Origin of the sequence: Actinokineospora inagensis DSM 44258 (genome assembly GCF_000482865.1) — a bacterium.
Lineage (GTDB): Bacteria > Actinomycetota > Actinomycetes > Mycobacteriales > Pseudonocardiaceae > Actinokineospora > Actinokineospora inagensis.
This window is the reverse complement of the sequence record NZ_KI519517.1, coordinates 283,474-307,821: the sequence shown is the minus strand read 5'-3', so window position 1 is coordinate 307,821 and position 24,348 is coordinate 283,474. Positions and strand designations below refer to the sequence as shown.

At 69.8% G+C, this 24,348-nt stretch carries 23 protein-coding genes and 1 pseudogene; 13 read left to right on the top strand and 11 right to left on the bottom strand.

Annotation, left to right across the window (positions count from 1 at the left end; genetic code table 11):
- Positions 1-4: 4 nt before the first annotated feature.
- Together H504_RS0129325 and H504_RS0129320 are read right to left on the bottom strand one after the other, a co-directional pair.
- Positions 5-958, bottom strand: a pseudogene (locus H504_RS0129325) (NsdA family TPR-like regulatory protein); the annotation flags it as partial.
- 16 nt (positions 959-974) lie between these two features.
- The gene (locus tag H504_RS0129320; RefSeq protein ID WP_026425700.1) at positions 975-2,126 is read right to left on the bottom strand and encodes a helix-turn-helix domain-containing protein; all 1,152 of its coding nucleotides are present in this window, start codon (positions 2,124-2,126) and stop codon (positions 975-977) included.
- A gap of 163 nt (positions 2,127-2,289) precedes the next feature.
- Between H504_RS0129320 and H504_RS0129315 the strand changes: the two genes are divergently transcribed.
- On the top strand, positions 2,290-2,700 hold the full coding sequence (locus H504_RS0129315) for a hypothetical protein (RefSeq protein ID WP_026425699.1): 411 nt from the start codon (positions 2,290-2,292) through the stop codon (positions 2,698-2,700).
- Between the two features lie 8 nt (positions 2,701-2,708).
- Here the strand turns inward: H504_RS0129315 and H504_RS0129310 are convergent, their stop codons facing one another.
- Complete coding sequence (locus H504_RS0129310; protein WP_026425698.1) at positions 2,709-3,578, bottom strand: LysR family transcriptional regulator; 870 nt, start codon at positions 3,576-3,578, stop codon at positions 2,709-2,711.
- A gap of 300 nt (positions 3,579-3,878) precedes the next feature.
- Between H504_RS0129310 and H504_RS0129305 the strand changes: the two genes are divergently transcribed.
- From H504_RS0129305 to H504_RS0129250, 11 genes are all read left to right on the top strand, one after another.
- Positions 3,879-5,267, top strand: coding sequence for an LLM class flavin-dependent oxidoreductase (locus tag H504_RS0129305; protein ID WP_026425697.1), 1,389 nt, complete (start codon positions 3,879-3,881; stop codon positions 5,265-5,267).
- 23 nt (positions 5,268-5,290) lie between these two features.
- Entirely contained in the window at positions 5,291-6,814 is a 1,524-nt protein-coding gene (locus H504_RS0129300) for an ABC transporter substrate-binding protein (RefSeq protein WP_211239420.1), read from the top strand.
- Complete coding sequence (locus H504_RS0129295) at positions 6,804-7,787, top strand: ABC transporter permease (RefSeq protein ID WP_026425695.1); 984 nt, start codon at positions 6,804-6,806, stop codon at positions 7,785-7,787. The genes H504_RS0129300 and H504_RS0129295 overlap by 11 nt, the downstream gene beginning before the upstream one ends.
- 354 nt (positions 7,788-8,141) lie before the next feature.
- Positions 8,142-9,002, top strand: a complete 861-nt coding sequence (locus H504_RS0129285) for an ABC transporter permease (protein ID WP_026425693.1) — start codon at positions 8,142-8,144, stop codon at positions 9,000-9,002.
- Positions 8,999-9,844, top strand: coding sequence for an ABC transporter ATP-binding protein (locus tag H504_RS0129280; protein WP_026425692.1), 846 nt, complete (start codon positions 8,999-9,001; stop codon positions 9,842-9,844). The genes H504_RS0129285 and H504_RS0129280 overlap by 4 nt, the downstream gene beginning before the upstream one ends.
- Positions 9,841-10,677 carry an ABC transporter ATP-binding protein gene (locus tag H504_RS0129275; protein ID WP_026425691.1) on the top strand — a complete coding sequence of 279 codons (837 nt, stop codon included), beginning with the start codon at positions 9,841-9,843 and terminating at the stop codon, positions 10,675-10,677. The genes H504_RS0129280 and H504_RS0129275 overlap by 4 nt, the downstream gene beginning before the upstream one ends.
- Complete coding sequence (locus H504_RS0129270) at positions 10,674-12,002, top strand: NtaA/DmoA family FMN-dependent monooxygenase (RefSeq protein ID WP_026425690.1); 1,329 nt, start codon at positions 10,674-10,676, stop codon at positions 12,000-12,002. Before H504_RS0129275 ends, H504_RS0129270 begins: the two co-directional genes overlap by 4 nt.
- Positions 12,002-13,669: an FAD-dependent oxidoreductase gene (locus tag H504_RS0129265; protein ID WP_035306630.1), complete on the top strand. Its 1,668-nt coding sequence runs from the start codon at positions 12,002-12,004 to the stop codon at positions 13,667-13,669. Before H504_RS0129270 ends, H504_RS0129265 begins: the two co-directional genes overlap by 1 nt.
- Positions 13,666-14,670 (top strand): LLM class flavin-dependent oxidoreductase, encoded by a 1,005-nt coding sequence (locus H504_RS0129260; protein ID WP_026425688.1) that lies wholly within the window; start codon positions 13,666-13,668, stop codon positions 14,668-14,670. Before H504_RS0129265 ends, H504_RS0129260 begins: the two co-directional genes overlap by 4 nt.
- Positions 14,667-15,374: an alpha/beta hydrolase gene (locus H504_RS0129255; RefSeq protein WP_026425687.1), complete on the top strand. Its 708-nt coding sequence runs from the start codon at positions 14,667-14,669 to the stop codon at positions 15,372-15,374. Before H504_RS0129260 ends, H504_RS0129255 begins: the two co-directional genes overlap by 4 nt.
- 20 nt (positions 15,375-15,394) lie before the next feature.
- Complete coding sequence (locus tag H504_RS0129250) at positions 15,395-15,844, top strand: cupin domain-containing protein (RefSeq protein WP_026425686.1); 450 nt, start codon at positions 15,395-15,397, stop codon at positions 15,842-15,844.
- A 60-nt stretch (positions 15,845-15,904) separates the two neighbouring features.
- Here H504_RS0129250 and H504_RS43410 read toward each other — a convergent pair whose 3' ends face one another.
- The 5 genes from H504_RS43410 to H504_RS37630 all read right to left on the bottom strand — a co-directional run bounded on the left by H504_RS43410 (position 15,905) and on the right by H504_RS37630 (position 20,006).
- Entirely contained in the window at positions 15,905-16,240 is a 336-nt protein-coding gene (locus H504_RS43410; protein ID WP_245614499.1) for a transposase family protein, read from the bottom strand.
- Positions 16,125-16,661, bottom strand: a complete 537-nt coding sequence (locus tag H504_RS44145; protein WP_245614498.1) for a transposase family protein — start codon at positions 16,659-16,661, stop codon at positions 16,125-16,127. The genes H504_RS43410 and H504_RS44145 overlap by 116 nt, the downstream gene beginning before the upstream one ends.
- Positions 16,662-16,819: 158 nt before the next feature.
- On the bottom strand, positions 16,820-17,740 hold the full coding sequence (locus H504_RS37635) for a helix-turn-helix domain-containing protein (RefSeq protein WP_051386378.1): 921 nt from the start codon (positions 17,738-17,740) through the stop codon (positions 16,820-16,822).
- 96 nt (positions 17,741-17,836) lie between these two features.
- Positions 17,837-19,045, bottom strand: coding sequence for a S1 family peptidase (locus tag H504_RS0129235; protein WP_051386377.1), 1,209 nt, complete (start codon positions 19,043-19,045; stop codon positions 17,837-17,839).
- Positions 19,046-19,313: 268 nt separating this feature from the next.
- Positions 19,314-20,006, bottom strand: coding sequence for an HAD family hydrolase (locus H504_RS37630; protein ID WP_051386376.1), 693 nt, complete (start codon positions 20,004-20,006; stop codon positions 19,314-19,316).
- 135 nt (positions 20,007-20,141) lie between these two features.
- Here H504_RS37630 and H504_RS37625 point away from each other — a divergent pair, with 135 nt between their 5' ends.
- Complete coding sequence (locus H504_RS37625; protein ID WP_051386375.1) at positions 20,142-21,290, top strand: MFS transporter; 1,149 nt, start codon at positions 20,142-20,144, stop codon at positions 21,288-21,290.
- Between the two features lie 85 nt (positions 21,291-21,375).
- Here the strand turns inward: H504_RS37625 and H504_RS37620 are convergent, their stop codons facing one another.
- Genes H504_RS37620 through H504_RS0129210 form a run of 3 tightly spaced genes read right to left on the bottom strand, consistent with a single transcriptional unit; the run spans position 21,376 to position 24,340 of the window.
- Positions 21,376-22,233, bottom strand: a complete 858-nt coding sequence (locus H504_RS37620) for a carbohydrate ABC transporter permease (RefSeq protein WP_084468348.1) — start codon at positions 22,231-22,233, stop codon at positions 21,376-21,378.
- On the bottom strand, positions 22,233-23,120 hold the full coding sequence (locus H504_RS0129215) for a carbohydrate ABC transporter permease (RefSeq protein ID WP_026425684.1): 888 nt from the start codon (positions 23,118-23,120) through the stop codon (positions 22,233-22,235). The genes H504_RS37620 and H504_RS0129215 overlap by 1 nt, the downstream gene beginning before the upstream one ends.
- Entirely contained in the window at positions 23,117-24,340 is a 1,224-nt protein-coding gene (locus H504_RS0129210; RefSeq protein WP_035306627.1) for an ABC transporter substrate-binding protein, read from the bottom strand. The genes H504_RS0129215 and H504_RS0129210 overlap by 4 nt, the downstream gene beginning before the upstream one ends.
- Positions 24,341-24,348 lie beyond the last annotated feature (8 nt).

The window sequence follows — 24,348 nt, the reverse complement described above, 5'->3', positions numbered from 1 at the left end:
TGGATCACGCCTCCACACGCGACCTCAGCGCGGCCAATCTGGCCGTGGTCCGCGCCGACCCCACCTCACGCAAGGCCCCGCCCGCCCGCTGCGTGAGGAACTTCGCCCGGTCCAGGTCGCCCGTGGTCGCGTACAACTCGGCGAGGTCGATCATCCGCCCAGCGCGGCCGCGCCTGCGGTCATCGCCGATTCGCGGCAGGAGGTCCTCAAACCGCCGGATCGCCTCCGTGTGCTCACCCGCGGTGGCCAGCGACTGCGCGATGATCGAGTTCAGGTGGTTCTGCGTGAGGAACCCGGCCCACTCGGGTGTCTCCCCGCCGGTCGCGGCCAACGCCTCCGCCTTGCGGATGTGGTGCAGGGCCTGCTGCCTGTCACCCGACTTCGCGAGGTGCCGACCCATCGCCGCGTGCAGGTTCGCGCGTTCCAGCGAACACACCCGGCGATCGGACAAGGCAGAGCCGACCAGATTCACCGCACCACGCGGAAAAGTCTCACCAACCTGCGTGGCGATGTTCAACAGCACGTGGGCACGGATGTCCGGATCAGCGCCACTGTCGGCGGTCTTCAGGGCCAGGGTCGAGAGCTTGCGCGCGGAGTGGGTCTTGCCCGCGTCAAGGTGCGTCCACGCGGTCCGATCCGCGAGTGCCCCCACCGCCGAGTGCAGTGCCGCCCGTGTGTCGTCCCGCATGGGGGCGTCCAGGAGTCCAACGGCCCAGTTGAGAGCGCTGCGGGAAAGATCGGCGGTGACCACGCCGCCGAACTTGAGGTCCATGGCCGTGTAGACGGCCGTGGTCTGCTGGACGGCTTCCAGCTCGGTCCGGCCGACTTGACCCGTGTGTCCGGTGGTCGAGAGCCCGTCCAACAGACGAGCGGCTGGGTCTGACATCGCTGGTCCGGCCAGCAGCGAGGCCGTCACCGCGAGCAGTTCCCGTCGGTTCACGTCATCACCCAACCCGTCAACGCGTGAGCGGCTGTCAACTCTGCCGTGACTGTCCGTGCCTTGCTTGCGTCACGCGTGATTTCAGTGCGGCCAGCTTGGCCGCCTTCCGCGTTGATCGAACCTCCTGGAGCGCGCCGTCCGCCTGCCGAGCCAGGGTGGCCGCCCGCTCCAGCTCTCCGGTATCGGTGTACACATCGGCAAGATCGATCATCCACCCAGCGCGACCACGGAGCCGATCGTCACCTACCCGGGGCAACAGGTTCTCGAACCGCCGGATTGCCTCCGCGTGCTCACCCGCGGCGGCCAGCGAACGCGTGATGACGGCATCGAGGTGATTCACCGTGAGGAATCCGGCCCACATCGGGGCATCGCCACCGGACGAGGCCAACAGCTCGGCCCGGCGGATGTGCTGCAGCGCCTTCTGCTTGTCACCTGCCTTCGCCGAGTGTCGGCCCATCTCCGCGTGCAGGTTCGCGCGTTCCAATGAGCACACCCGGCGGTCCGCGAGAGCCGAGTCAATCAGTTTGGCAGCTTCTCCGGGGAAGACTTCACCGACCTGCATGGCGATGTCGAGCAAGACGTGGGCACGCAAGTCCGGGTCAGCGCCTCCGTCAGCCGTGCGCAGCGCAAGAGTCGAGAGCGTACGTGCGGAGTGGCCCCGCCCCGCGTCGAAATGCATCCAGGCCGTCCGATCCGCGAGCGAACCCACCGCAGCGTGGAGTTCGACCCGTATGTCGTCCCTCATCGGCGCGTCCAAGAGCCCAACAGCCCACCTCAGAGCGCTGTGGGACAGATCGGCGGTGACCGCGCCGCCATACTTGAGGTCCATCGCGGTGTAGACGGCGGCCGCATGTCGGATGGCCTCCACCTCCGAGCGGCCGACTTGACCTGTGTGCCCGGCACTGGACAGCCCGTCCAGGAGTCGGGCGGCGGGGTCCGAGATCGCCGTTCCGGCCAGCAGCGCGGCTGTCGCCGCGAGGAGTTCTCGTCGATTCACGTCGTCACCCAACCCTTGAACGCCGAGCGTTCGCTCGTATGCGGCTACCAACTCCGGGGTGGCTGTTCGTTGCCCAGTCTCCACCATGCTCAGGGTCGACTTGCCGTAGTGAACGCGGGCGGCGAACGTTGCCAGGCTGAGTCCGGCGTTTTCCCGCGCTGCTCTGAGCACCCGCCCGGTCTCGTGCACGCGGATCGCTCCTCTGCTTGTGAACTGCTGTGAACGCCGGAAACCTTCCGATCACACCCCGCGACCGACACGCTACTCCCGAGGTAAGGCCCCGGGATGACCGGGGATCGAAATTATCCAGCACGCAACCCGTCACTTTTGTGTCTCCGTGGAGGAAATCAGCATGACCACCGCTCCGGGGGCGGCCGAGGTGGCCGCCTGGGCATCGCTCGATCGTGCGACGTCGGCTGTGCGGGAGCACCTGGCCCACCATCCGGACTTGTCGGTTGGCGCGGTGGGAGTGCTGGCGGGCAGGGATCGGCCGGCCAGGGTGGAGATCTACGTGTCGGCGGTGGAGCAGCCCGCGAGTTGTGTTCGGTTGCTGGCCTGGCTCGACACCCTCGGCCCCGCGTCGTTGATCCTGCATTACAGCGATGACGATCCGCAGGCACAGGCCTACGCGGAACTGCCGGACGGCACGCCGATCACGGTGTACGCGCCGCTGGAGCCCAGCAGGCTTTACGGGACCGACGACGACAAGACCGGCGACTGGGTACTGCAGTGGTTGCGCTGGCAGGCAGTGGGCGCGAGGTGACCAGGGGGTCAGGCGCCCTGGGCGATGGGGGTGGTGGCGGCCGCCAGCAGGTGGCGCAGGGCGGAGGTGGTGTGCCAGAAGACGGCCGGGTCGAGGGCCTGGCGGCGCCAGACGGCGAGGGGAAGGGGGGTGAGGGGTGGGAGGTCGGGGCGGGGGGTGAGGCCCTGGGGGGTGGTGCCGAAGGTGGCCAGGACGGCGACGCCGAGGCCCGCCGCCGTGGCGGCGTGGACGCCTGCCAACTGGTTGGCCTCGGCGCCGATCTCGGCGGTGATGCGGTGGTCGGCGAGGGTTTCCAGGGCGCGGGTGCGCAGGGCGCAGGGGTTGTCGAAGGCGACGATCGGGATGGGGCCGGTGGGGCGGGTCCAGCCGGGGGCCGAGTACCAGGTGAGGTCGAGGTCGCCGACGTGGGACGCGAGGGGGTCGTCGGCGGGGCCGAGGAGGAGAGCGAGGTCGAGGCGGCCCGCGCCGAGGTCCGCGCGGAGAGCGGTGCCGCGGTCGAGGCGGTAGCGGACGCGGTGGTCGGGGAGGAAGCGCTCCAGGGCGGCGGTGAGCAGGGGGAGCAGTTGGGCGGCGGCGTGTTCGGTTGAGCCGATGACGACCGTCGCCTCGTCCTCGACGTCGAAGCTGCGCAGGGACTCGTCGTGCAGGGCGAGGATGCGGCGGGCGTAGCCGAGGAGCTGGTCGCCGTCGGGGGTGAACCGGGAGCGCCTGCCGTCCCGCTCGACCAAGCGGCGACCGGTGGCGGCTTCCAGCCTGCGCACGTGCTGGCTGACCGCGGCCTGGCTCAGGTGCAGGTGCGTGGCGGCCCGCTGGAACCCGCCGCGGTCGGCGACCGCGACGAAGCTGCGCAGCGGGACGATGTCCAGAACCTTCTCCATGCACCGGAAGCTACCGGAGCAACCATCACGAATCATGATGCATCCGCATCATGAAACATCGTTGGACACCTGCTTGCCACACAGGTCATCCTCGGTGTCATGAACCGACCAGCCGCCGTGATGCTCACGTGCCGTCGCTGGGTCGACCACGCCCGGTGCGGCGCCGCGATCTGTATCTAATTTCTCCCGCCACCCGCCCCCTCGTCCCCACCCGGCATCGTCCCCCAGTGGGCGGTGTCCGCCAATACCGGACGTTCGTCGGGGTGCGTCCGCCTGCCCGAAACGTGAGATTGGATCGCCATGTCCCGACGCACCCTCAAACTGGGCGCCGTCCTCCTCGGGGTGGGTGGGCCGGGCCAGCACGCCACCTGGCTCGACCCCGAGATCCCCGCCAACGCCAGCGTCGACGTCAACTGGTACATCGACCGCGCCAAGGCCGCCGAGGCGGCGAAGTTCGACCTCGTGTTCATTGTGGACAGCCAGTTCATCACCGAGAACTCCCCCAACCACTACCTGAGCCGGTTGGAGCCGGTGACGCTGCTGTCCGCGATCGCCGTCCACACCAGACACATCGGGTTGGTCGGCACCTTCACCACGTCCTACAACGAGCCGTTCAACCTGGCCCGCAGGCTGTACTCGCTCGACCACATCAGCGGCGGCCGCGCAGGCTGGAACGTGGTGACCAGCGGCGACGCAGGCACCGCGGGCAACTACAGCCGCGACGAGCACTTCGACTACGCCACCCGCTACGGCCGCGCGCTCGAACACGTCCAGGTCGCCCAGGGTCTGTGGGACTCCTACGAGGCCGACGCGTTCCCCCGGGACCGCGCCGCGGGCACCTTCCTCGACCCGACCAAACAGCACGCGCTCAACCACAAGGGCGAGTACTTCTCCGTGGTCGGCCCGCTGAACCTGGAGCGGTCCCCGCAGGCGCAGCCGGTGATCTTCCAGGCCGGTGACTCCGAGGAGGGCCGCGACCTCGGCGCCGCCGTCGCCGAGGTGATCTTCACGCACGCCAGGACGCTGGAGCAGGCGCGGGCCTTCCGCACCGAGCTGCGCGACCGGGCCGCCGCCAAGGGCCGCGACCCGGACACCCTGCTCACCCTGCCCGGGATCTCGCTGGTCATCGCCGACACCGACGAGGAAGCGCTGGCCAAGGAAGAGGCCCGGTTGGGTGGCCGCAGCTTCGACCGCGCGCTCAAGGAACTCGGGCGGCCGTTCGGCTGGCACGACTTCACCCGGTACGACCTGGACGCGCCCTTCCCGGACGTCGCGCACCTCGGTGAGCGCAGCTTCCGCACACAGGCCAACGCGATCACGAAGTTGGCCGCGGACAACGGGTTCAGCCTCCGGCAGGTCGTCGAACACCTCAGCGCGCAGGCGCGGTCGCCGTTCGTCGGGTCGCCGACGACGGTCGCCGACACGATCCAGCGCTGGTTCGAGGGCGGCGGGTTCGACGGGATCAACGTCACCGTCAACGCGCCCAGCGAGTTCGCCCTGTTCACCGACCGGGTGCTGCCGATCCTGCGCGAGCGCGGCGTGGTGCGCGACGAGTACGAGTCGACCACGTTGCGCGGCAACCTCGGCCTGCCCGTCCCGGAGAACCGGCACACCGCCGCCCGAACCGCCGCCACCACCCCAGACTCCCCCACCCCAGACCCCATCAGCCCGGCCCTGATCGCCCGATGACCGCACCGAAGGAAAGACGCCTCATGTCCAGCACCGTTCGCCGCGCCGCCCTGGGAATCGCGTCCGCCGCGGTCCTCGTCTCCGCGCTCACCGCGTGCGGCAGCAGCGGGGCGACCACGTCCTCCGGCGGCCCCGCCACGCTCAAGTGGACCTCCACCTACTTCCCCACCCACTGGGACCCGGTGGTCGGTGGCAGCGGCGCCCAGTTCCGCGAGCTCGCCCTCGTCTACGCGTCGCTCACCAAGACCGACGAGACCGGCAAGGCGGTGCCCGACCTCGCCAAGAGCTGGGAGTACAACGCCAAGGGCGACGAGGTGACCTTCCACCTGCGCCCCAACCTGAAGTTCTCCGACGGCGCCCCGGTGGACGCCGCCGCGGTCAAGGCGGCCATCGAGCGGGCGAAGACGCAGAAGAACTCCGCGCTGTTCGGCGACCTCACGTCCATCGGCTCGGTCACCGCGACCGATCTGGACGTGGTGGTGCACCTGACCCAGGTGGACCACCAGATCCCGCAACTGCTCGGCGAGCGGGTGCTGCAGGTGGCCAGCCCGAAGGCCGCCGGGGACCCGACGAAGCTGGACCAGAACCCGGTCGGCGCGGGCCCCTTCGTCGTCACGCAACTGGTGCCCGGCACCAAGGCGGTGCTGAAGAAGAACCCGGACTACTGGGACGCGGCGAACATCCACATCGACAACGTGGAGCTGACCTCGGCGCCGGACGCGTCCACTGTGGTCTCCGGGCTGCAGACCGGTGTCTACAACTTCGCCGACATCGCGCCGAGCCAGGCGGACGCGGCGAAGAAGGCCGGTCTCGACGTGTTCACCCAGCCCGGTTTCAACGCGTCCAACATCAGCCTGAACGTCAACAAGCCGCCGTTCACCAACGACAAGGTGGTCGACGCGGTCCGGTACGCGGTTAACCGCAAGGAGTTCGTCGACAAGTTGTCCTTCGGCTATGGCGAGCCGACCGACCAGCCGTTCCCCGAGGGCTACATCGCCTACGACCCGCAGTCGAAGGGCAAGTACGGTTACGACCCGGAGAAGGCGAAGCAACTGCTCACCGAGGCCGGTTTCCACCCGGGTGACATCAAGCTGGACCTGGTGATCCCGGAGGCGCAGCCCGCCGCCGAGATCGTCCAGTCGCAGCTCGCCGCGGTCGGCATCACGATCACGATCAAAGTGGACAAGAACTGGTCGAAGCCGTTCTTCGCCAAGCAGTTGACGCTTTCGTTGTACGGCACCACCGGCCGGGACTCCGCGGTGCAGACCCTGACCGCCCACTTCGGACCGAACGGCCCGCTGAACCTGAGCACGCCCTACGAGCCCGCCGGGTTCGAGGAGGCGGTGGCGAAGGTGCGGCAGACCCCGCTCGACTCGCCCGACTACCCCGCCGCGCTGCAGGCGGCCACCCGGGCCGGGTTGGCGAGTAAGGCGCTGGTGTTCACCTACGCCCCGCCGAACCTGGTCGCCAAGAGCAAGTCCATCTCGGCGCTGCCGAAGAACCCGGCGCACCTCGACTGGACCGGGGTGACCATCAGTGCAGGCTGACCGGGCGGTCCGGGCGGGCACCCGGTTCCTGGCCACGGTCGCCCGCTCGGTCGCCATCTTTGTCCCGGTGTTCTTCGTGGCGACCTTCGTGACGTTCGCGCTGCGCGCGATGAGCGGCCTGTCCCCCGCCCGGCTGCAACTGGGCGAGGAGGCGACCCCCGAGGCCATCCACAACATCGAGAGCCTGTGGGGCTTGGACCAGCCGTTCCTGGTGCAGTACTGGCACTGGCTCAGCGGGGTGCTGCACGGCCAGTTCGGCGTCAGTTGGGTCAACGGCGCCGACGTGTCCACCCTGATCGGGCTCGGTCTCGGCGTGAGCCTGTCGGTGGCGGTGCTCGCGCTGGTGATCGGCACCGTGCTCGGCCTCGGCTTGGGCACGGTGGCCGCGGCACGGCAGGGCACCTGGCTGGACCGGGCGATCACCGGGTTCGTCACGGTCGTGTCGGTGATGCCCCCGTTCGTGGTCGGCATCGTGCTCGTCGAGATCTTCGCGGTCGGACTGGGCCTGCTGCCCTCCGGCGGCTACATCCCGGCGACCGAGGGGATCGGGCCGTGGCTGGCGCACGTCATCCTGCCCGCGCTGGCGCTGAGCTTCGACGTGGTGGCCGACGTGGCGCGGCAACTGCGCACCGGGCTCGTGTCGGCCTACCGGGAGAACTACGTGGTCGGGGCCGTCGTGCGCGGCCTCGGCCCGCGGCGGATCTTCTTCCGCCACGTGCTGCGCAACGCGGTGGGGCCGGCCCTGGCCACCCTCGGCATCAAGTTCCCGTCACTGGTCGGCGCGTCCGTGGTGACCGAGTGGATCTTCGGCCTACAGGGCTTCGGCCGGTTCGCCAACGACTCGGCGCAGGCCGGTGACGTCCCCGCGGTGCAGGGGGTGCTCGTCGTGTCGGTGGTGTTGGTGGTGGTGTTCAACCTGCTGATCAACATCATCCTCGGTCGGGTGGCGCCCGCCGCCCAGCGGGGGGTGTGAGCGGTGGTTCGCCCAGTGTTGTCCTTCGTGGCAAGCCGTAGCGCAGTCGGGACGCGGTCGGCACCGCCGACCACCACACCGTCCAGCAGGCCGTCCAGCACGAACTGGCCGGACCACCCGGGCAGGCAGGTCCCCACAGGTTGGCGGACGGTCGGGCCGGTGTCGCGTCACGGCCACATCGCGGATGCCGTGCCGAACGGGATCACCGTGGTCCCGGGCTCCGTGGCGCCCACCGCCCAACGGGCAGTTGGATCAGGTCCGCACCACCTCGCAGTGGTCAGGCGGTCCAACACCCACCCACAGGTCACCGTGGCCATGGGCCGCGCAGTGCTCGTCGAGCGGGGGGTGTGAGCGGTGGTTCGGCGCGTGTTCTCCCTCGCCTCCGGTCGGATCGCGGTCGTCGTGTTGGTCGGGGTTGGTTTGCTCGCCGTGTTCGGGCCGCTGTTGGCCCCGCACGACCCGCTGGCCACCAGCCCGGACACCCTCGTCGGGCCGTCCGGCGGGCACTGGCTGGGCACCGACTACCTGGGTCGGGACGTGTTCAGCAGGCTGCTCGACGGGTCCAGGGTCAGCGTGGTCGGGGCGCTGGAGGTGACCGTGATGGCACTGGTGGTCGGTGCCATCCCGGGAATCCTGTCGGTGTACCTGGGGCGGGTGTTCGAGTGGATCACCTTGCGGGTGGCGGACACGTTGGTCGCGTTGCCGTTCCTGCTGTTCGCGGTGGCCGTGACGGCGCTGCTGGGCAACGGGATCACGCAGGCGATGTTCGTGACCGGGGCGCTGGTCTCGCCGCTGTTCTACCGGGTCGGGCGGGCGGCGACGCTCGCGGTGGCCAGGTCGCAGTACGTCGAGGCCGCGCTCATCTCCGGTGCCTCGCTCGGCTGGATCATCCGGCGGCACGTGTGGGGGAAGGTGCTGCCGCCCATCGCGGTGGCGTTGGCGCAGACCCTGGGCGTCGGGTTCATCATCGTGTCCAGCCTGTCGTTCCTCGGGATCGGGGTGCAGCCCCCGGCGCCGACCTGGGGCGGTCTGCTCGCCGCCGACCTCGGCTACCTCAGCTACCAGCCGTGGGCGCCGTTCGCGCCCGCGCTGCTGATCATGGTGACGGTGTGGGCGGGCAACGTGCTGGCCGACGCGATCCGCGACGTGTCCGGTGGGGCGGGGCGGGCGCTGGCCGATTCCCGCAAGGCCGCTCTGGTTGGGGGTAGGGCATGACAGCACTGAGCGAGAGCCCGGTGGAGACCGCGGTGGACGGTCTGGTCCTCACGGTCGACAGCGTCCACATCAGACACCAAGTGGACGGTCGGGAGGTCGTCAAGGGGGTGGGCTTCGAGCTCGCGCCGGGTCGGGTGGTCGGCATCGTCGGCGAGTCCGGCAGCGGGAAGACGCTGACCTGCCGGGCGGTGCTGGGCATCCTGCCGCCGCTGTTCGAGGTGGCGGCGGGCGCCATCCACGTGGCGGGCAAGGACGTCGCCGCGCTGAGCCGGGCGGAGCTGACCGAGCTGCGCGGGTCGACGATCAGCGCCGTGTTCCAGGACCCCGCGTCCTACCTGAACCCGTCGATCCCGGTCGGCCCGCAGGTCGCCGAGGTCATCCGGGTGAAGAAGGGCGCCAAGCGGCGGGAGGCGCGGCGACGGGCGACGGAACTGCTCGCCGCGGTCCACCTGCGCGACCCGGAACTGGTCTACACCCAGTACCCGCACGAGCTTTCCGGCGGGATGCTGCAGCGGGTGCTCATCGCGGCCGCGATCGCCGCCGAGCCGCGGGTGCTCATCGCGGACGAGGCGACGACGGCGCTCGACGTGACCGTCCAAGCCGAGATCCTCGACCTGCTGGCGGACCTGCGGGACAGCACCGGCCTCGCCATCGTCCTGGTCTCGCACGACCTGGCCGTGGTCGCCCAGTTGTGCGACGAGGTGCTGGTCATGCGCGAGGGCGAGGTCGTCGAGCAGGGTCCGACCGAGCAGGTGTTGCACAACCCGCGGCACGACTACACCCGGCTGCTCGTCGCCGAGCACGAGCAGTACGGACTCGACCGGTTCCTGGAGGAGTCGTGACGGTTCTCGATGTGCGCGACCTCGAAGTCCACTATGGACACCGGAGGCAGCGGCGGCGGGCACTGGCGGGCGCGTCGCTGAGCATCGACGCGGGGGAGATCGTCGGCCTGATCGGCGAGACCGGCTCGGGCAAGTCGACGTTCGCGCGCGCCGCGCTCGGGCTGGTGCGCCCGTCGGCGGGCCGGATCGTGATCGACGGCGAGGACGTCACCGGTCACCGCGAACGGCAGTGGCGGGCGGTGCGGCGGCGGGGCGTGGTCCAGTACGTGTTCCAGGACCCGTTGCGCAGCCTCGACCCCGACCTCACCATCGGCGACTCGCTGATGGAACCGTTGCTGCTCAAGGGGGTGCCGCGCCGCGAGGCCGTCGACCGGGCACGGGCCTACCTGGGCAGGGTGCGCCTGGACGACGAGTTGCTGACCCGGCTGCCCGAGCAGCTCTCCGGCGGGCAGCGGCAGCGGGTGGCGGTCGCCAGGGCGCTGATCACCGAGCCGCGGCTGATCATCCTGGACGAGCCGGTCAGCGCGCTGGACGCGGCCACCAGGGTGCAGGTCCTGGAGATCCTCAAGGACCTGCGGACCGCGGGCATCGCGCTGCTGTTCATCTCGCACGACCTCGGCTCGGTGGCCGGGATCGCCGACCGGGTCGCGGTGCTCTACCGCGGCGAGGTGGTCGAGGTCGGCACCGCGCGCGAGGTCGTCACCAAGCCAAGCCACCCCTACACCCGCCTGCTGATCGGCTCGGCGCCGACGCTGCGCACCGCCGCGGCCGGTCGCGCCGAACGCGCGGCGCTGCGTGAACTCCTGCACTCCGGAAAGGGAACTCCCCGATGACCCGCAAGCTCCACCTGGCCCTGCACCCGTACGGCGTCGGCGGCCCCGGCCAACACGGCCTGTGGAAGGACCCCGGCGTCGCCAAGAACGCCAGCATCGACATCAACTACTACATCGCGCAGGCCAAGGCGGCCGAGCACGCCCTGTTCGACGCGCTGTTCATCGTGGACAGCCAGTTCATCAACGCCACCTACCCGGCGCACTACCTGAACCGGCTCGAACCGCTGACACTGCTGTCCGCGGTCGCCACGCACACCAAGCACATCGGACTCGTCGCCACCGCCAGCTCCACCTACAACTCGCCGTTCAACCTGGCCCGCCGGTTCGCCTCGCTCGACCACATCAGCGGCGGCCGCGCCGGGTGGAACGTGGTGACCAGCTTCGACACCGGCACCAGCCGCAACTACGGCCTGGAGGAGCACCTCGACTACGCGACCCGGTACGGCCGCGCCCTGGAGTCGGTCCAGGTCGTGCGCGGCCTGTGGGATTCCTATGAGGACGACGCCTTCCCCGCCGACGTCGAGCACGGCGTGTTCCTCGACCCGTCGAAGCTGCACGCGCTCAACCACGCGGGCGAGCACTTCCGGGTGGACGGCCCGCTGAACCTGTCCCGGTCGCCGCAGGGCCAACCGGTGATCTTCCAGGCCGGCGTCTCCGAGGAGGGCCGCAACCTCGCCGCCCAGGTGGCGGAGGGCATCTACGCGCCCGGTGGGTCCATTGAGGACGCACATGCGTACTATACGGACATCAAGCGGCGCACGGCCCTCACCGGCCGCGACCCCGACCACATCAAGATCTTCATCCACGGTGGACCGGTCGTGCGCGGCACCGACGCCGCCGCGCAGCGCCGGGAAGCGGACATCTTCGCCGAGGACGACGACTTCGACCGCAACGTCGGCCTGCTCGGGCGGGCGTTCGGCGCGCACGACTTCAGCCAGTACGACCTGGACGCCCCGTTCCCGGACGTGGCGCACCTGGCCGAGCGCGGCGGCCGGACCGGGGCGGCGCGGATCATCGAGCGCGCCAAGACCGAGGGTCTGACGCTGCGCCAGGTCGTGGCCACCTTCAACGAGCGCAAGAAGTCGCCGTTCGTGGGTTCGCCGAAGACGGTCGCCGACACCATCGAGCAGTGGTTCGCGGCGGGCACGTTCGACGGGATCAACCTCGCGTTCCGCAACGACGAGGACCTGTCCCTCTTCGTGGACGGCGTGATCCCGCTGCTGCAGGAGCGCGGCCTGTACCGCACCGAGTACGAGGCGGACACGCTGCGCGGCAACCTCGGCCTGCCGATCCCGGCCAACCGGCACACCCTGGTGACCGCCTGATGCCCGGCGACGTGCTGTTCCCGGTGTCGACACCGCCCGCCGACGTGGATGTGCTGGTCGTCGGCGCGGGTCCGGTCGGGCTGGCGGCGGCGCTGGAACTGAGCGGTCGGGGGGTGGACGTCGCCGTCGTCGACCGGGCGGCGGGGGCGACCTTGGTCCGCGCGGGGGCGATGGGGCACACCCAGCGGGTGGTCGAGCACTTCCGCCGGTGGGGTGTGCTGCAGTCGATCCGCGACGAGTGGACGTTCCCGCCCGAGTGGAACCAGGGCATCCGCCTGGTCACCTCACTGGTGGGACACGAGCTGGTACCCAACCGCAGGCCGTCGTTCGGCGGCGGGGTGTCCACAGAGGAGGCCATCCGTCGGCCGCAAACCGCTCTGCAGCAAGTATTCCTGCGGCACCTGGCCGCGCGCGGGGTCAGCGTGTCCGGCGGATGGCGGTTGACGGAGTTGCACGAGGACGCCACCGGTGTCGACGCGGTGTTCGGGGAGAAGGTGGTGCGGGCGCGGTACGTCATCGGCGCGGACGGCGGGAGCAGCACCGTCCGGGCGCTCGCGGGCATCACCCGGCAGGGCGAGCACGCGCCGGAGAAGCGGCTGCGGCTGGTCGTGCGCACCGGGGACATCTCCGACCGCGTCGGCCCGGCGCCCAGCGGCACCAACATCGTGTTCAACCAGCACGCGGACGGCTTCCTCGCGGCGATCTCCCCCCGCGAATGGCGGGTGTACGCCGGACCGTTCCCGCTCGACCACCAACCGTCCACAGAGGACCTTCTGGCGACCGCTCGGGCGTCCTTCGGGTTCGACCTGGACCTGGAACTGGCTTCCGCCACCACCTTCTACCACGCCACCCGGGTCGCGGAGACCTTCCGCGCGGGCCGGGTCCTGCTGGCGGGCGACGCCGCGCACGTGCGGACCCCGGGCGGCAACCTCGGCGAGGGCTTCGGCGACGTGGTCAACCTGGGCTGGAAACTGGCCGCCGTCCTCGCCGGGTACGCCGCCGACGCGCTGCTCGACTCGTACGACAGCGAGCGCCGCCCGCACAACTGGCGGGTGGCCGACTACGCACTCGACCGGTCTCGTCGCAACCAGGCCACCCTCGCCGAGATCCGCGCCCTCGGCGTCCCCGCCGACGACGACGTCAGCCAGGACGCCAACGACCGCCGAGCCGCGATCGGCGACCTCATCCGGGCCAACCGGCTGGGTTCTGACGGCGTGACCTTCGACGAGCGCTACGACCGGTCCCCGGTGATCTGGTACGAGGACGACCAGGTCGAGCAGCCGTGGCGCGCGGATGTGTACGCCGACGACCCGCGTCCCGGCCACCGCGCCCCCAACGGCCTGGTCGACCCGTACGGCGGCACGTTGTACGACCGGATCGGCGACAAGTTCGCCCTGTTGTCGCTGACCGAGAACCGCGATACCGAACACGCCTTCATCGTCGAGGCTTCCACGCGGTCGCTGCCGTTCACCGTCGTCCACCTGACCGAGCCGGCGGCGCGGGAACTGTACGGGGACGGCGATGTCCTCATCCGCCCCGACCAGCACGTCGCCTGGCGCGGGACCACACTCCCCGCCGGTGGCGCGGCGGCGGTGTTCGACCGTGTCCTCGGCGGCACACTGGACCGGGCGGCGGAACTCGTCGGCGCCACGGGAGCAGAGGCATGACGACCCGGTTCCGCCTCGGATTCCTGACCCACGTGCAAGGTCGCGGCGACGACGTGGCCCAGACCTACCGCAACGCCCAAGAACTGTTCGTGGTCGCGGACGAACTGGGGTTCGACATCGGGTGGGTGGCGCAGCACCACGTCCCGCTCGGTGGCGGCGGCCTGTCCTCACCGTGGACCTTCCTGGCGCACGCCGCCGCCCGGACCAGCCGCATCCGCTTGGGGACGGCGATCACCGTGCTGCCGCTGGAAGACCCGGTCCGGCTGGCCGAGGACATCTCGGTCGTCGACCTGCTCAGCGGCGGACGGGTCGAGGTCGGGGTGGGCAGCGGCGGCAGTCCGGCGGAGTACGCGGCGTTCGGGCGGGACATCGCGCGCAAACGGGAGCTGACCACCGAGGGTCTCGCGGTGCTGCGCCGGGCGCTGGCGAACGAGGAGGTGGGGTCGACTGGCTTCACGATCCAGCCACCGGCGAGCGGGTTCGACGACCGGATCTGGCAGGGCGTGTTCAGCGCGGCGGGCGCGGAGTACGCCGCCGCCGCGGGCTCGAACCTGCTGTTGAACCGAGCCGCCTACGGCTACGACGAACCCACCGACGACGTACAGCGACCGTGGGCCGACGCGTACCTCGCCGCGTGGACTCAGCCCCGACCGCCGCGCATCGGCCTGTCCAGGTTCGTCTTCCCCGCCAAGGACCGGCGGACCGCGCTGGCCCACATCGCCGCGGACGTGCACCAGGCCGCCCAGCGGTTCAGCGGCTTCCCGGCGGCCCTGGACGTCGACGAGGCCCTGCGGCGGTTCCACTCGTTCTACGGGCACCCGGACGAGATCGTCGAGGCGTTGTCCCGCGAACGGGTGCTGCCCGTCGCCACCGATTTGATCACCCAGTTCAACCCCGCCGTACCGGATCAGGATGTCGCGATCCGGGCACTCGAACTCATCGCGACCGAGGTCGCCCCCGCCCTCGGGTGGCACCCGGCCGCGGAAAGGAGCCCGCGGTGAGCCCGCACACCGAGTTCCCCGTCCCGACCGGGCTGCGCGTTCGCGGCACCGTCGTCGTCGTACCGGGGCGGGGTGAGACCAGGGCGACCTACGTCCGGTTCGCCACCCGGCTCGCGGCCGACGCGTACCAGGTCCGGGTCGTCGACCCGCCCCAGCTCGACGAGGACGCCTCGCAGCGGTTCGCGGCCGGGCTGGGCGAGTCGGTCGACGACGTCGTCCGCCCCTTGGTCCTGGTCGGCGCCGACAGCGGCGCGGCCATGCTGGCGGGTCTGGCGGACGTGCCGTGGACGGCCGACGCCCTCGTACTCGCCGGACTGCCCGGCCACGCGGCCACCGTCGAGGACTGGACCGACGAACTCGACGTCCGCACGTCGTGCCCCGTCCACCGCGAGGTGCTGACCGGGGACCCCGGCGTCGCACGGGGCGCACTCCGCTCGACGCTCCCCGACACCCTGACCAGCGTGTCCACCGACCTCCCGGTCCTCGTCCTCATCGGTGACGAAGACCCCCTCGCCGACCGCGCCGCCCTGGCCGAGGCGGTGGCAGGATTGCCGAGAGCCCGGCTGTCGGTCGTGCGCGGCGCACACCACGACGTGCTCAACGACCGACAACACCGCTCGGTCGCCGCGGAGGTCGTGAGTTTCCTGGAAACCCTCGGCAACGGGCTCGTCCCGGTGATCACGGTCGAGTCCAGCAGTTGGTGACCCCAGACAGGAGCAACACCATGACCGACGACCGAGTGGCGGGCACCGAACACTGGCACCGCCCCCTCCGCCACATCCGTGCCACCGACCTCACCGGCGACACCAACCAGACCACCGGCATGCGCCGACTGGAAGCCGTCTCCGGCAAAACCGTCGGCTCCACCAAAGTCTGGATGGGCGAAACCCACGTCGCCCCCGCCACCAACTCCGGCGACCACCACCACGGCGAAGCCGAAACCGCCATCTACATCAAATCCGGCCACCCCGTCTTCGTCTTCGCCGACGGCGACCAGGAAGTCCGCCTGGAAACCGGCCCCGGCGACTACGTCTTCGTCCCCCCTTACGTCCCCCACCGCGAAGAAAACCCCGGCGACGAACCCGCCGTGGTCATCATCGCGCGAAGCAGCCAGGAGGGGGTCGTGGTCAACCTCCCCAGCCTCTGGGCCCCGGTCGAACTCCCCCTCGATTAGCAGCGGCCGCCGCACACGCCCGTGAACTGCTCCCCTTCGGACCTTGGCGCACTATGAGGGTTATTCAGAGCGTGCGTAGAAGTAGAGTCCGATGACTGCCGTGATGGTGGCCGGGAACGTGTTGGGTGGTCTCCGGTAGTCGGTGTGGAGGACGCGCCAGGTCTTCAGGTGGGCGATGACTCGTTCGACGGCCACACGGATCTTGTTGTGGTGGAAGTTGACGTCTTTCCGCCACCGCGGTTGCTCACGTTCGCGTGGCTTGCGGAAGGGAGTGATCATGTCACTGCCGATGTGGCCTTTGTCGCCGAGCCATGTCCTGGTGTCCCGACCGTCCAAGACTCCCGACCGTCTGATGCGGTGCATGCCGTGATGGCGGCCGTCGATCGGATCCGACACCCACGCGATCCGACCACCCACGGTACACGCGACCTGCACGTCGACCCCGGGTCCGACGATGCCGCTTCGAGTACAGGCCGGGCCGCGACGCCCACGACCGGCACGGCAACAGAGTCCCATCCACGATGGGCCGGACCTCGTCGTCCACGTCGTCGGCCGTGGGGATGCAGTCATGGAGAATCTCACCCAGCACGGGAGTCAATGCCGTGATCGCGCGGCTGATCGTCGACCGCGACACACCGAACGCCTCCGCCAACTCCGCCTGAACGCGATCACGGCGCAGATAGGCCAAGGTGACCACCACCGAGGTGAACAACCCCGACACCGGCGGCCACCGTCGAGTCGGCCCGCCGGTTCCGTGGTGAATCGCGGCACACACGTTCTCGATGGAGACCCGCGCCAGGCCGGTGGCATGACACATGTCAGGCGGTCCGTTCGTTGAGAGTCTCTGGCGTGATAACCGAACTCTCCCAAACCGGCCGCTGTCCCTATCAACCGCCCCCACATTGATGATCACAGGGGCGTGACCAGAATCCACCTGAATAACCCTCTGTGTAACGCAAATCCGGTGATGCCCGGTTACCACTGCCAGGAAAACCCGTGCACCCCGGGCGCACACCTCGGCAAGAATGAATGCACCGTATGGGAACCGTCAATCGCCAAGCGGCGGCGTTGTTTGGCGGATGACGGTACCGAGTCTCGGTAATAGGCGTAGCAGCGGGCTGGTAAAGCGTCTGGGGCGAAGCGGGCGCGGAGGAGGACGCTGTGTACGGGGGTGCGGAAGCGGTGTTCGTGGAAGCGGGAGGGGGTGGGGCTCTCGCCGAGTACGGTTTCGTATTCGACGATGGTGGTTTCGTTTTTGGCCAGCACCCGGCCGAAGTGGATGTCGGCGGCGAAGAAGCCGTTGGCGGTGTCGATGCGGGTGTCGCCGAGGTGGCCGGTGTGGACGCGGATGTCGGTGGGCATGGCGTCGCCTTCATCCACACCGTGGACGACGAGGAAGCGGTCCTGGTCGGGGTGGATGGCGCGCAGGACGTGGACGGTGGTGATGCGGCGCAGGGACCGGCTCGCGTCGACCTCGCAGGTCTCGGCGAGGCTCATCGGCTGGATGCCGTCGTTGAAGTGTTCGAAGGAGCCGCCCAGGACGCCCCGGATCGGGGAGTTGTCGCCGTAGAGGCGGGCGCCGGTGACGCCGTTGGCCAGGCCCACCAGGCGGCCGCGTGGTTTCGGCGGGTCCAGCAGGTCGAACAGGGCGTTCGACGGGAGGTTGAGGATGGCCTCCAACTCGCGCAGCGCGCGCAGTGACTTCGCCCGTTCGGGGCGGCTGCGGCCCTGCTGCCAGTAACTGAGGGTGGCGAGGCTGACGTCCACCCCGCGCGCGGCGAGTCGGCTGCGGATCCGGTCCAGGGTCAGGTCCCGGCGGTGGATCGCGGCCCGTAGCGCCTCGCTGAAGGTCTCCTTGCGCAGCACTTCGTCCTGGTCTTGGGGGAACGCGGTCACGGAGCGCTCCCTTCTCTCGGCGGCCGGGGGGAGCGAGTATCACCCGCACAACACTGTCGCCGCCACCCCGACGGGTGACGGCGACAGTGCCGGGGATCAGCCGACGTTGAGGGTCAGGCCGTAGTAGGACAGGGCGTCGCTCAGCGGCTGGAAGTACGAGGACTTCCCGCTCTGGTTGCCGCCGTTGAACGTGCAGGTCTGGCCGGTCGGGCCGCCGGAGGTCATGCCCTGGGCCTGGTTGCCGGAGATGTAGGCGCCGCCGCTGTCGCCGGGGGCGGTGCAGACGGTGGAGCTGCCCAGGCCCTTGACCACGGTGTCCGGGCCGCCGTTCTGGTCGGTGTAGGTGACCGTGACGTTATAGGCCTTGACGCTGCCGCAGGTCCAACCGCTGGTGGCGCCGGACTTGCAGATCGAGGCGCCGACGGCCGCGCGGCTGCCGCCCTTCACCGCGATGGTGCCCTGGGCACCCCAGGTGCCGACCTGGGTGGCGATCGAGTTGCCCGAGGTCACCGCCGCCACGCCCATGTCCACACTGCTGGTGCCCACCTTGAACCGGGTCGCGGTGCCGCGGGCGAAGATCGAGTTGTTGTAGTACAGGCTCGGCAGGCCCGCGATGCAGTGACCCGCGCTGACCAGGTACTGCGTGCCGGACGAGTTGCGCGCGCCGAACCCGACCGAGCAGTAGCCGCTACCGCCGTTGATGGTCATCTTGCTGCCCGGGTACACCGTGGCCTGCGTCTGCAGCTCCTGCCCGGTGACCACGCGCACGGCCGAACCGTATTTCGCGGCGTCCGCCAGGAACGCCTTGGCGGCGGGCTTCGACCCGTCCGCGACCTCGACCTCGACCACGTCGGCGGCCACGTCCACGCTCCACGACGCCACGCCCGCGGGCACCTGCCGGGCGGCGACCTGGTCGAGCTGCGCCTGGATCCGGTCCAGCGCCGCCTCGCCACGCGCCGCCGTACGCACCGACAGCCCCGCCGACCTGGCCTTGTCCGCCGACGCGGCGTCCACCGCGTTGACGGTGAGATTGCCGTTCGAGTCGACGAAAGTGCCATCCGCGTGCAGCCCGCCGCGGGTGAGCCCGTCCAGCTTCTGCTGCTGGTCGGCCTCGTGATCCAGCCGTGCGACCGCGGCCTTCTCGTCCACACCGAGCGTCTTGGCCAACGCGGCCACCATCTCCGGCTGGTACCTCGGTGCCTGCTGCGCCGCCGTCGCCGACGCCCCGCCCGCGAAGATCGCCACCGGGAGCACCGCGCTCGCCGCGATACCCGCGATCAGGCCCTTCCTCAGGGTGATAGCCATGAATCCACGCTTTCTCCAACCGGGTTCGATGCACGCAGGAGTTATGGGAATAACGTTGCCGCGCATTCCCAGTCCACCAATCCCCGGAGCGACCGGGGGGACACCGGACCGCTGGAAAAGCACTCTCCTACCTGTCCCGTGGCGCAGACAAGGCCCACCGCTATCGCGGTTTTTCACAGACAGAAAACCCGACACTGAACACGCCGACGATTATCGGCCAATTTCCCGGCGGTGAAACCCGTTCAGGTCCAATAGGGGCGGAGGCCAATCAACGCGCGGTGGCCCGGATGGCGATTGGCGCGGCAACCCCGTTTAGCCGGAACTCCCCGGGGACGGACCGTTCCAGCGACAGCCCGGTGAAGTCCTCGACCGAGGCGATCGCGCCTGCCGCAGTGAGGGCGGGGTCGCCGATCGCGACGCAGGTGGTGCCCGCCGCGACGGCTGATCGCACGCCGCTGAGTGAGTCCTCGAACACGAGGGTGCGTTCCGGTGGCACGTCGATGGCCGCGCATCCGGTCAGGTAGGGCTCCGGGTGGGGTTTGCCGTTGGCGACGTCATCGCGGCTGATGACGACCGCGAACGGGTCGGGGAGGTCGAGCAGGCCGACCACGTGGTCGATCTTCGCGGTCCACCCGCTCGTCACCAGCCCGACCACGACACCGGCACTGTTCAACGCGGCCAGGAACTGCCGGACCCCGGGGATCATCCGGTACGGCGCCGTTTCCTCCAAGCGGTCCACGTGGGCCCAGATCTCGCGGTGTTGGGCGGCACTGTGGTCGGGGAAGAGGGCGGCGACGGTGTGGGCGCCGGTGCGGCCGTGGACGTGCTCGTGGATGTCGGTGTCGGTCAGGGTTCGGCCGGTGTGGTGGGCGAGTGCGGTCGCCCACGCGGCTTCGATGGCGGCGCGGGAGTCGACGATGACCCCGTCCATGTCGAACAGGACGGCGTCGGCGGTGGGCACGGTGGTCTCCTCCCGGGTGGTGGGCGCGGGTCATGATATCGGCGGCTCGCGGGCGGGGCTTTCCAACCGGGTTGGCGTCACATACGGTGGGACGGGAGCCGATCCGGAGGGAGTCGAGAGACCACTGTGGACTCTGTGGACCCCGAACGGCCGACGCGGGTGCGGGTTGTGGCCGGGTTCCTGGTTTTCGTGGCGGTCGGGATGGTGTCCGCGTCGTTGGGGGCCGGGTTGCCGTTTCTGCGGGCGCGGTACGGGCTGGGTCCGGCGGGCGGCGGGTCGGTGATCAGTGCGTACAACCTTGGCGCGTTGGCGGCGGTCCTGGGTAACGCGGTGCTCGGGCGGTTCGTGCCGCGCGGGGTGGCGGCGGTCGGTCCGCTGGTCGCGTTCGGGGTGGGGTGCGCCGGGATGGTGCTCGCGCCGGGTTGGGCGGTGGTGCTCGGGGCCGCCGTCGTCGGTGGGGCCGGGTTCGGTGGTCTGGTCGTGCACCTCAACACGGTTTTCGCCCGGGGGTTCGGGGCGCGGGGCGTGCTCATGGTCAACCTGCTGAACGCCGCGTTCGGAGTTGGCGCCGTGATCGGTCCGTTACTCACCTCGGCTGTCGGTGGTCTCGGCGTCCGGCTGCCGTTGGCGCTCGGGGTCGTTTTCGCGGTGGTGGCGGTGCCCGCGACTCGCCTCACCGCGCCGGGCGAGCCGACGACGCACCCCACGCGCTCGGATTTGACGGCGGCACTTCCGTTCGCGGTCATCGGCTTCCTCTACGCCGGTCTGGAAACCTCGGTCGGTGCCTGGGAAAGCACACACCTGACCTGGACGGGCACCGCGGCGGGCGACGCGGCCCGGTTGACCGCACTGTTCTGGACGGGGTTGGCGGTCGGGCGGGTGGTGATCCCGGCAGCCCTGCACCGATTGCGTCCGTCCGCGTTGGTGTGCGGGGGACTCGCCGGTGCCACGGCCGCGCTCGCCACGGCCATGAACCCGGACCTCGCCGTCGTCGGCTACGCGCTCGCCGGGTTCGCGCTCGCCCCGGTGTTCCCCACCACGCTCGCGTGGATGGCACCGCACACCCCGCGGGCGCAGTTGGCGAACTCGGTGGTGGTGATGGGATGCATGCTCGCCAACGCCGTCCAACCCGCCGTCGTCGGGGTGTTGGCGGACCCCGACACGCCCTCGCGCATCCCACTCACGCTCACCGGTTTCGCGGCACTGGGCCTGGTCGCCGCGCTCCTCACTGCCCGCTACTCCCCGGCGAGTCCGGTCTCGCCCACGGAACTCGCCAGCCGCTAGACCGGCCCCGGGGGAACTCGTCGAGGCTGCCTGGACCCCTCGGTGGCGCCAAGTTATCCACACCAGCCCCTGGCATCCCCAGCATTCACACGACACCCTCACCGCGCCCGCCAGCGGGTAGACTGGCACCGGGGCCGCCCCCCGGGATGGGGTGGGGGCCGCCCGGACCAGTCAGGGGTGCTGAGTTGTCCATGTCGGTCACGCCGCGGACGAGGTAGCGCTGGGCGATGATGAACAGCAGGACTATGGGTAGGAGTGAGACCGCGGCGGCGGCGAACAGCAGGGTTGGTTGGGGGTTTTGTGCGGTGAGCAGGTTGGACAGGGCGACTTGGACCGTCCAGGTCGATGAGTCCTGTGCGATCAGCAGTGGCCACAAGAACTGGTTCCAACTGCCGATGAAGTCGATGACCGCGATGGCGGCGAGGAAACCGGTCGAATTGGGGATGACGATCCGCCAATAGGTGCCCCAGGCGCTGAGTCCGTCGAGTCGGCCTGCTTCCTCCAGGGCGACCGGGAAGTCCAGGAAGTACTGGCGGAAGAGGAAAACGTTGAGCGCGCTGAACAGCCCGGGGACAACCAGGCCGCGGAAGTCGGACAGCCACCCAAGCGATGAGACGACAACAAAGCTGGGTACGAACGTGACCGCCGTCGGAACCATGAGGGTGGCCACAATGGCATACAACACCACGGGCGCGTGCCGATAAGGGATGCGAGCGAGGCCGTATCCGGCAAGCGAGCACAGGACGATCTGCCCCACCGTCTGCAGAACAGCGACGATGGTCGAGTTGAGCAGGCTGCGCGCGAAGGAAAGGTCCGAATCGGTGAACACTTCCTCCACTGTGGACCATCCAGTGGCAACGCCGTCTCGGACCAGCACGAAGAACGGCACGAGGAAGACGACAGCGGCGATGATCAGCGCGATCCAGCGCAGGGTGGACCGCATCAGCGTGCCCGGCGGAAGACGCGGCCGGACAGGAGGGTGGCGAGGGCGATGACCAGCGCGAGGATCACCGCGCCCGCGCTCCCCCGGCCCAGGTCTTGACCGCCCGAGCCGAGGGACGTGTAGTACAGGTAGACCAGCGGCGGGCGGGCGAACGGTGGGTAGCCGCGGGAGTCGCCGAGGATGTTGTAGAACTCGTCGAAAGCCTGGTAGGCGTTGATGAGGTTCAGCGTGAGGACGGCGATCAGGGCTCCGCGCAGGCCGGGCAGGGTGACGTGGCGGAACGACTGCCACGGGGTCGCGCCATCGATGGCGGCGGCTTCGTAGTGGTACCGGGGAATCCGCCGCAGGGCGGCGATGAGCAGGATCATGTAGAAGCCGAGTTGCAGCCAGAGCCGAGCGGTGACGAGCACGACCCAGTACAGCGGCGGGTCGACCGTGCCGATCCACGCCCGCGGTGAACCGCCGAACCAGCCGAGGACCGTGTTGACCACACCACTGTCCACACCGGAGAACAGGGACATCTTCCAGACCAGCGAAGCGACCACATAGGAACAGGCGAACGGGAGGAAGAAGACCGACTGGAAGAACGCGCGCGCGAACCGGATTTGGTTGACCAGCAACGCGAGTACGAGAGCCAGCACCACCGTGGTCGGGATGATGAACACGGCGAACAGGGTGAACGTGCCGATGCTGTCGAGGAAGGCCCGGTCGGTGAGGATGTCCCGGTAGTTGTCGAACCCGGTGAAATCCGTTGGGGTGACGGTGTTGCGGGCGTCGAACAGGCTGAGGTACGCGCTCCAGCCGATCGGCAGGTAGGTGAACAGCAGCAACCCCGCCGCGAATGGACCGACGAACAGCCAGAACGTACGCGTGGCCCCGCGGGTCACCGGTCGAGCCGCGCGATCTCGGTCCTGGCGATGTCCACGGCGGAACGCAGCTCGCCAACCGGATCGGCTCCCTGGCGGGCGACGCGGGACACCGCATCGGACAGGGCGGTGTTGGCGCGCGCGGGCCAGCGGGCCGGACTGGCGATCCGACCGCCGCCGGTCACGAACCCGACGGCATCCTTACCAGGTCCACTGTGGAGCGATTGAGCCCTGGCGGCCAGGCTCTGCCGGGCGGGCAGGTGCGCGCCGAACGCGGTCGCGAACTCCGTTTGGTAGTCGGTCTTCTCGACCCACAGCCATTTCAGGTATGCCTTGGCGGCGTCGATGTTCGTGCTGCGCGCGTTCACCATCGCGCTGTAGGCACCGACCGGCACCGATTCCGCGCCGCTGTCGTCCAACCGTGGGAACGGGAGCACACCGACGTCGGTGCCGTGGGCGGCGGTGATCTTCGGCAGGTTCCACAGCCCGGTCCACTGCATCGCCACCCGCCCGTCCACGAACGCACCCGGATCGGACCAGTCGGTCGGTGCGCCCAGCAGCAGACCTTGGTTCAGGTCGCGGAGCTTCCCGAACACCGTCGCCGCGCGCGGGTCGTCGAAGCCGGGGGCTTTGCCGTCCTTGGTGAGGAAGTCCAGACCGGCGGACCACAGCAGCGGCCCCGTGAACACGCCGACGCCCCCGTCGTTGCCCGCGAAAAGTCCGTGCAGGGACCCGGTGGTGAGACGTTTCGCGGCGTCGACCAGCTCGTCGACCGTCCGGGGCGGGGCGACACCCGCCTTGGCCAGCAGGCTCGGCCGGTAATAGAGGACCTGGGTGTCGATGGCCTGCGGGATGCCGTAGAGCTTGCCGTCCACGGTCTGCGAGTCCAGCAGGGCGCGGACGAAGTCGTCGCGCGTGTCGCCGAGCAGGTCGTCCAGCGGCACCACCTGCTTCTGCCGCACCCAGTCCGCCTTGACCTGCGCCTCGAACACGTCCGGCACCGCGCTGTTCTGCAGAGCGGTCACGATCTTCGAGTCGTAGTCCCCCGGGTTCCACTGCACCTCGACCTTCGCGCCCGGGTACGCCGCCGCGTAACGGCGCACGGCGTCCTGCACCCCGTCCTCGCCGTAGGCGTGGTACCAGTGCTTGAGCGCGCCACCGCCCTCCCCGCGCCCCGTGTTCGACCCGCAGGCCGCGACCCCCAACAACCCGGCAACCACCAGGAACGACCGCCGATCCATCCCGCCTC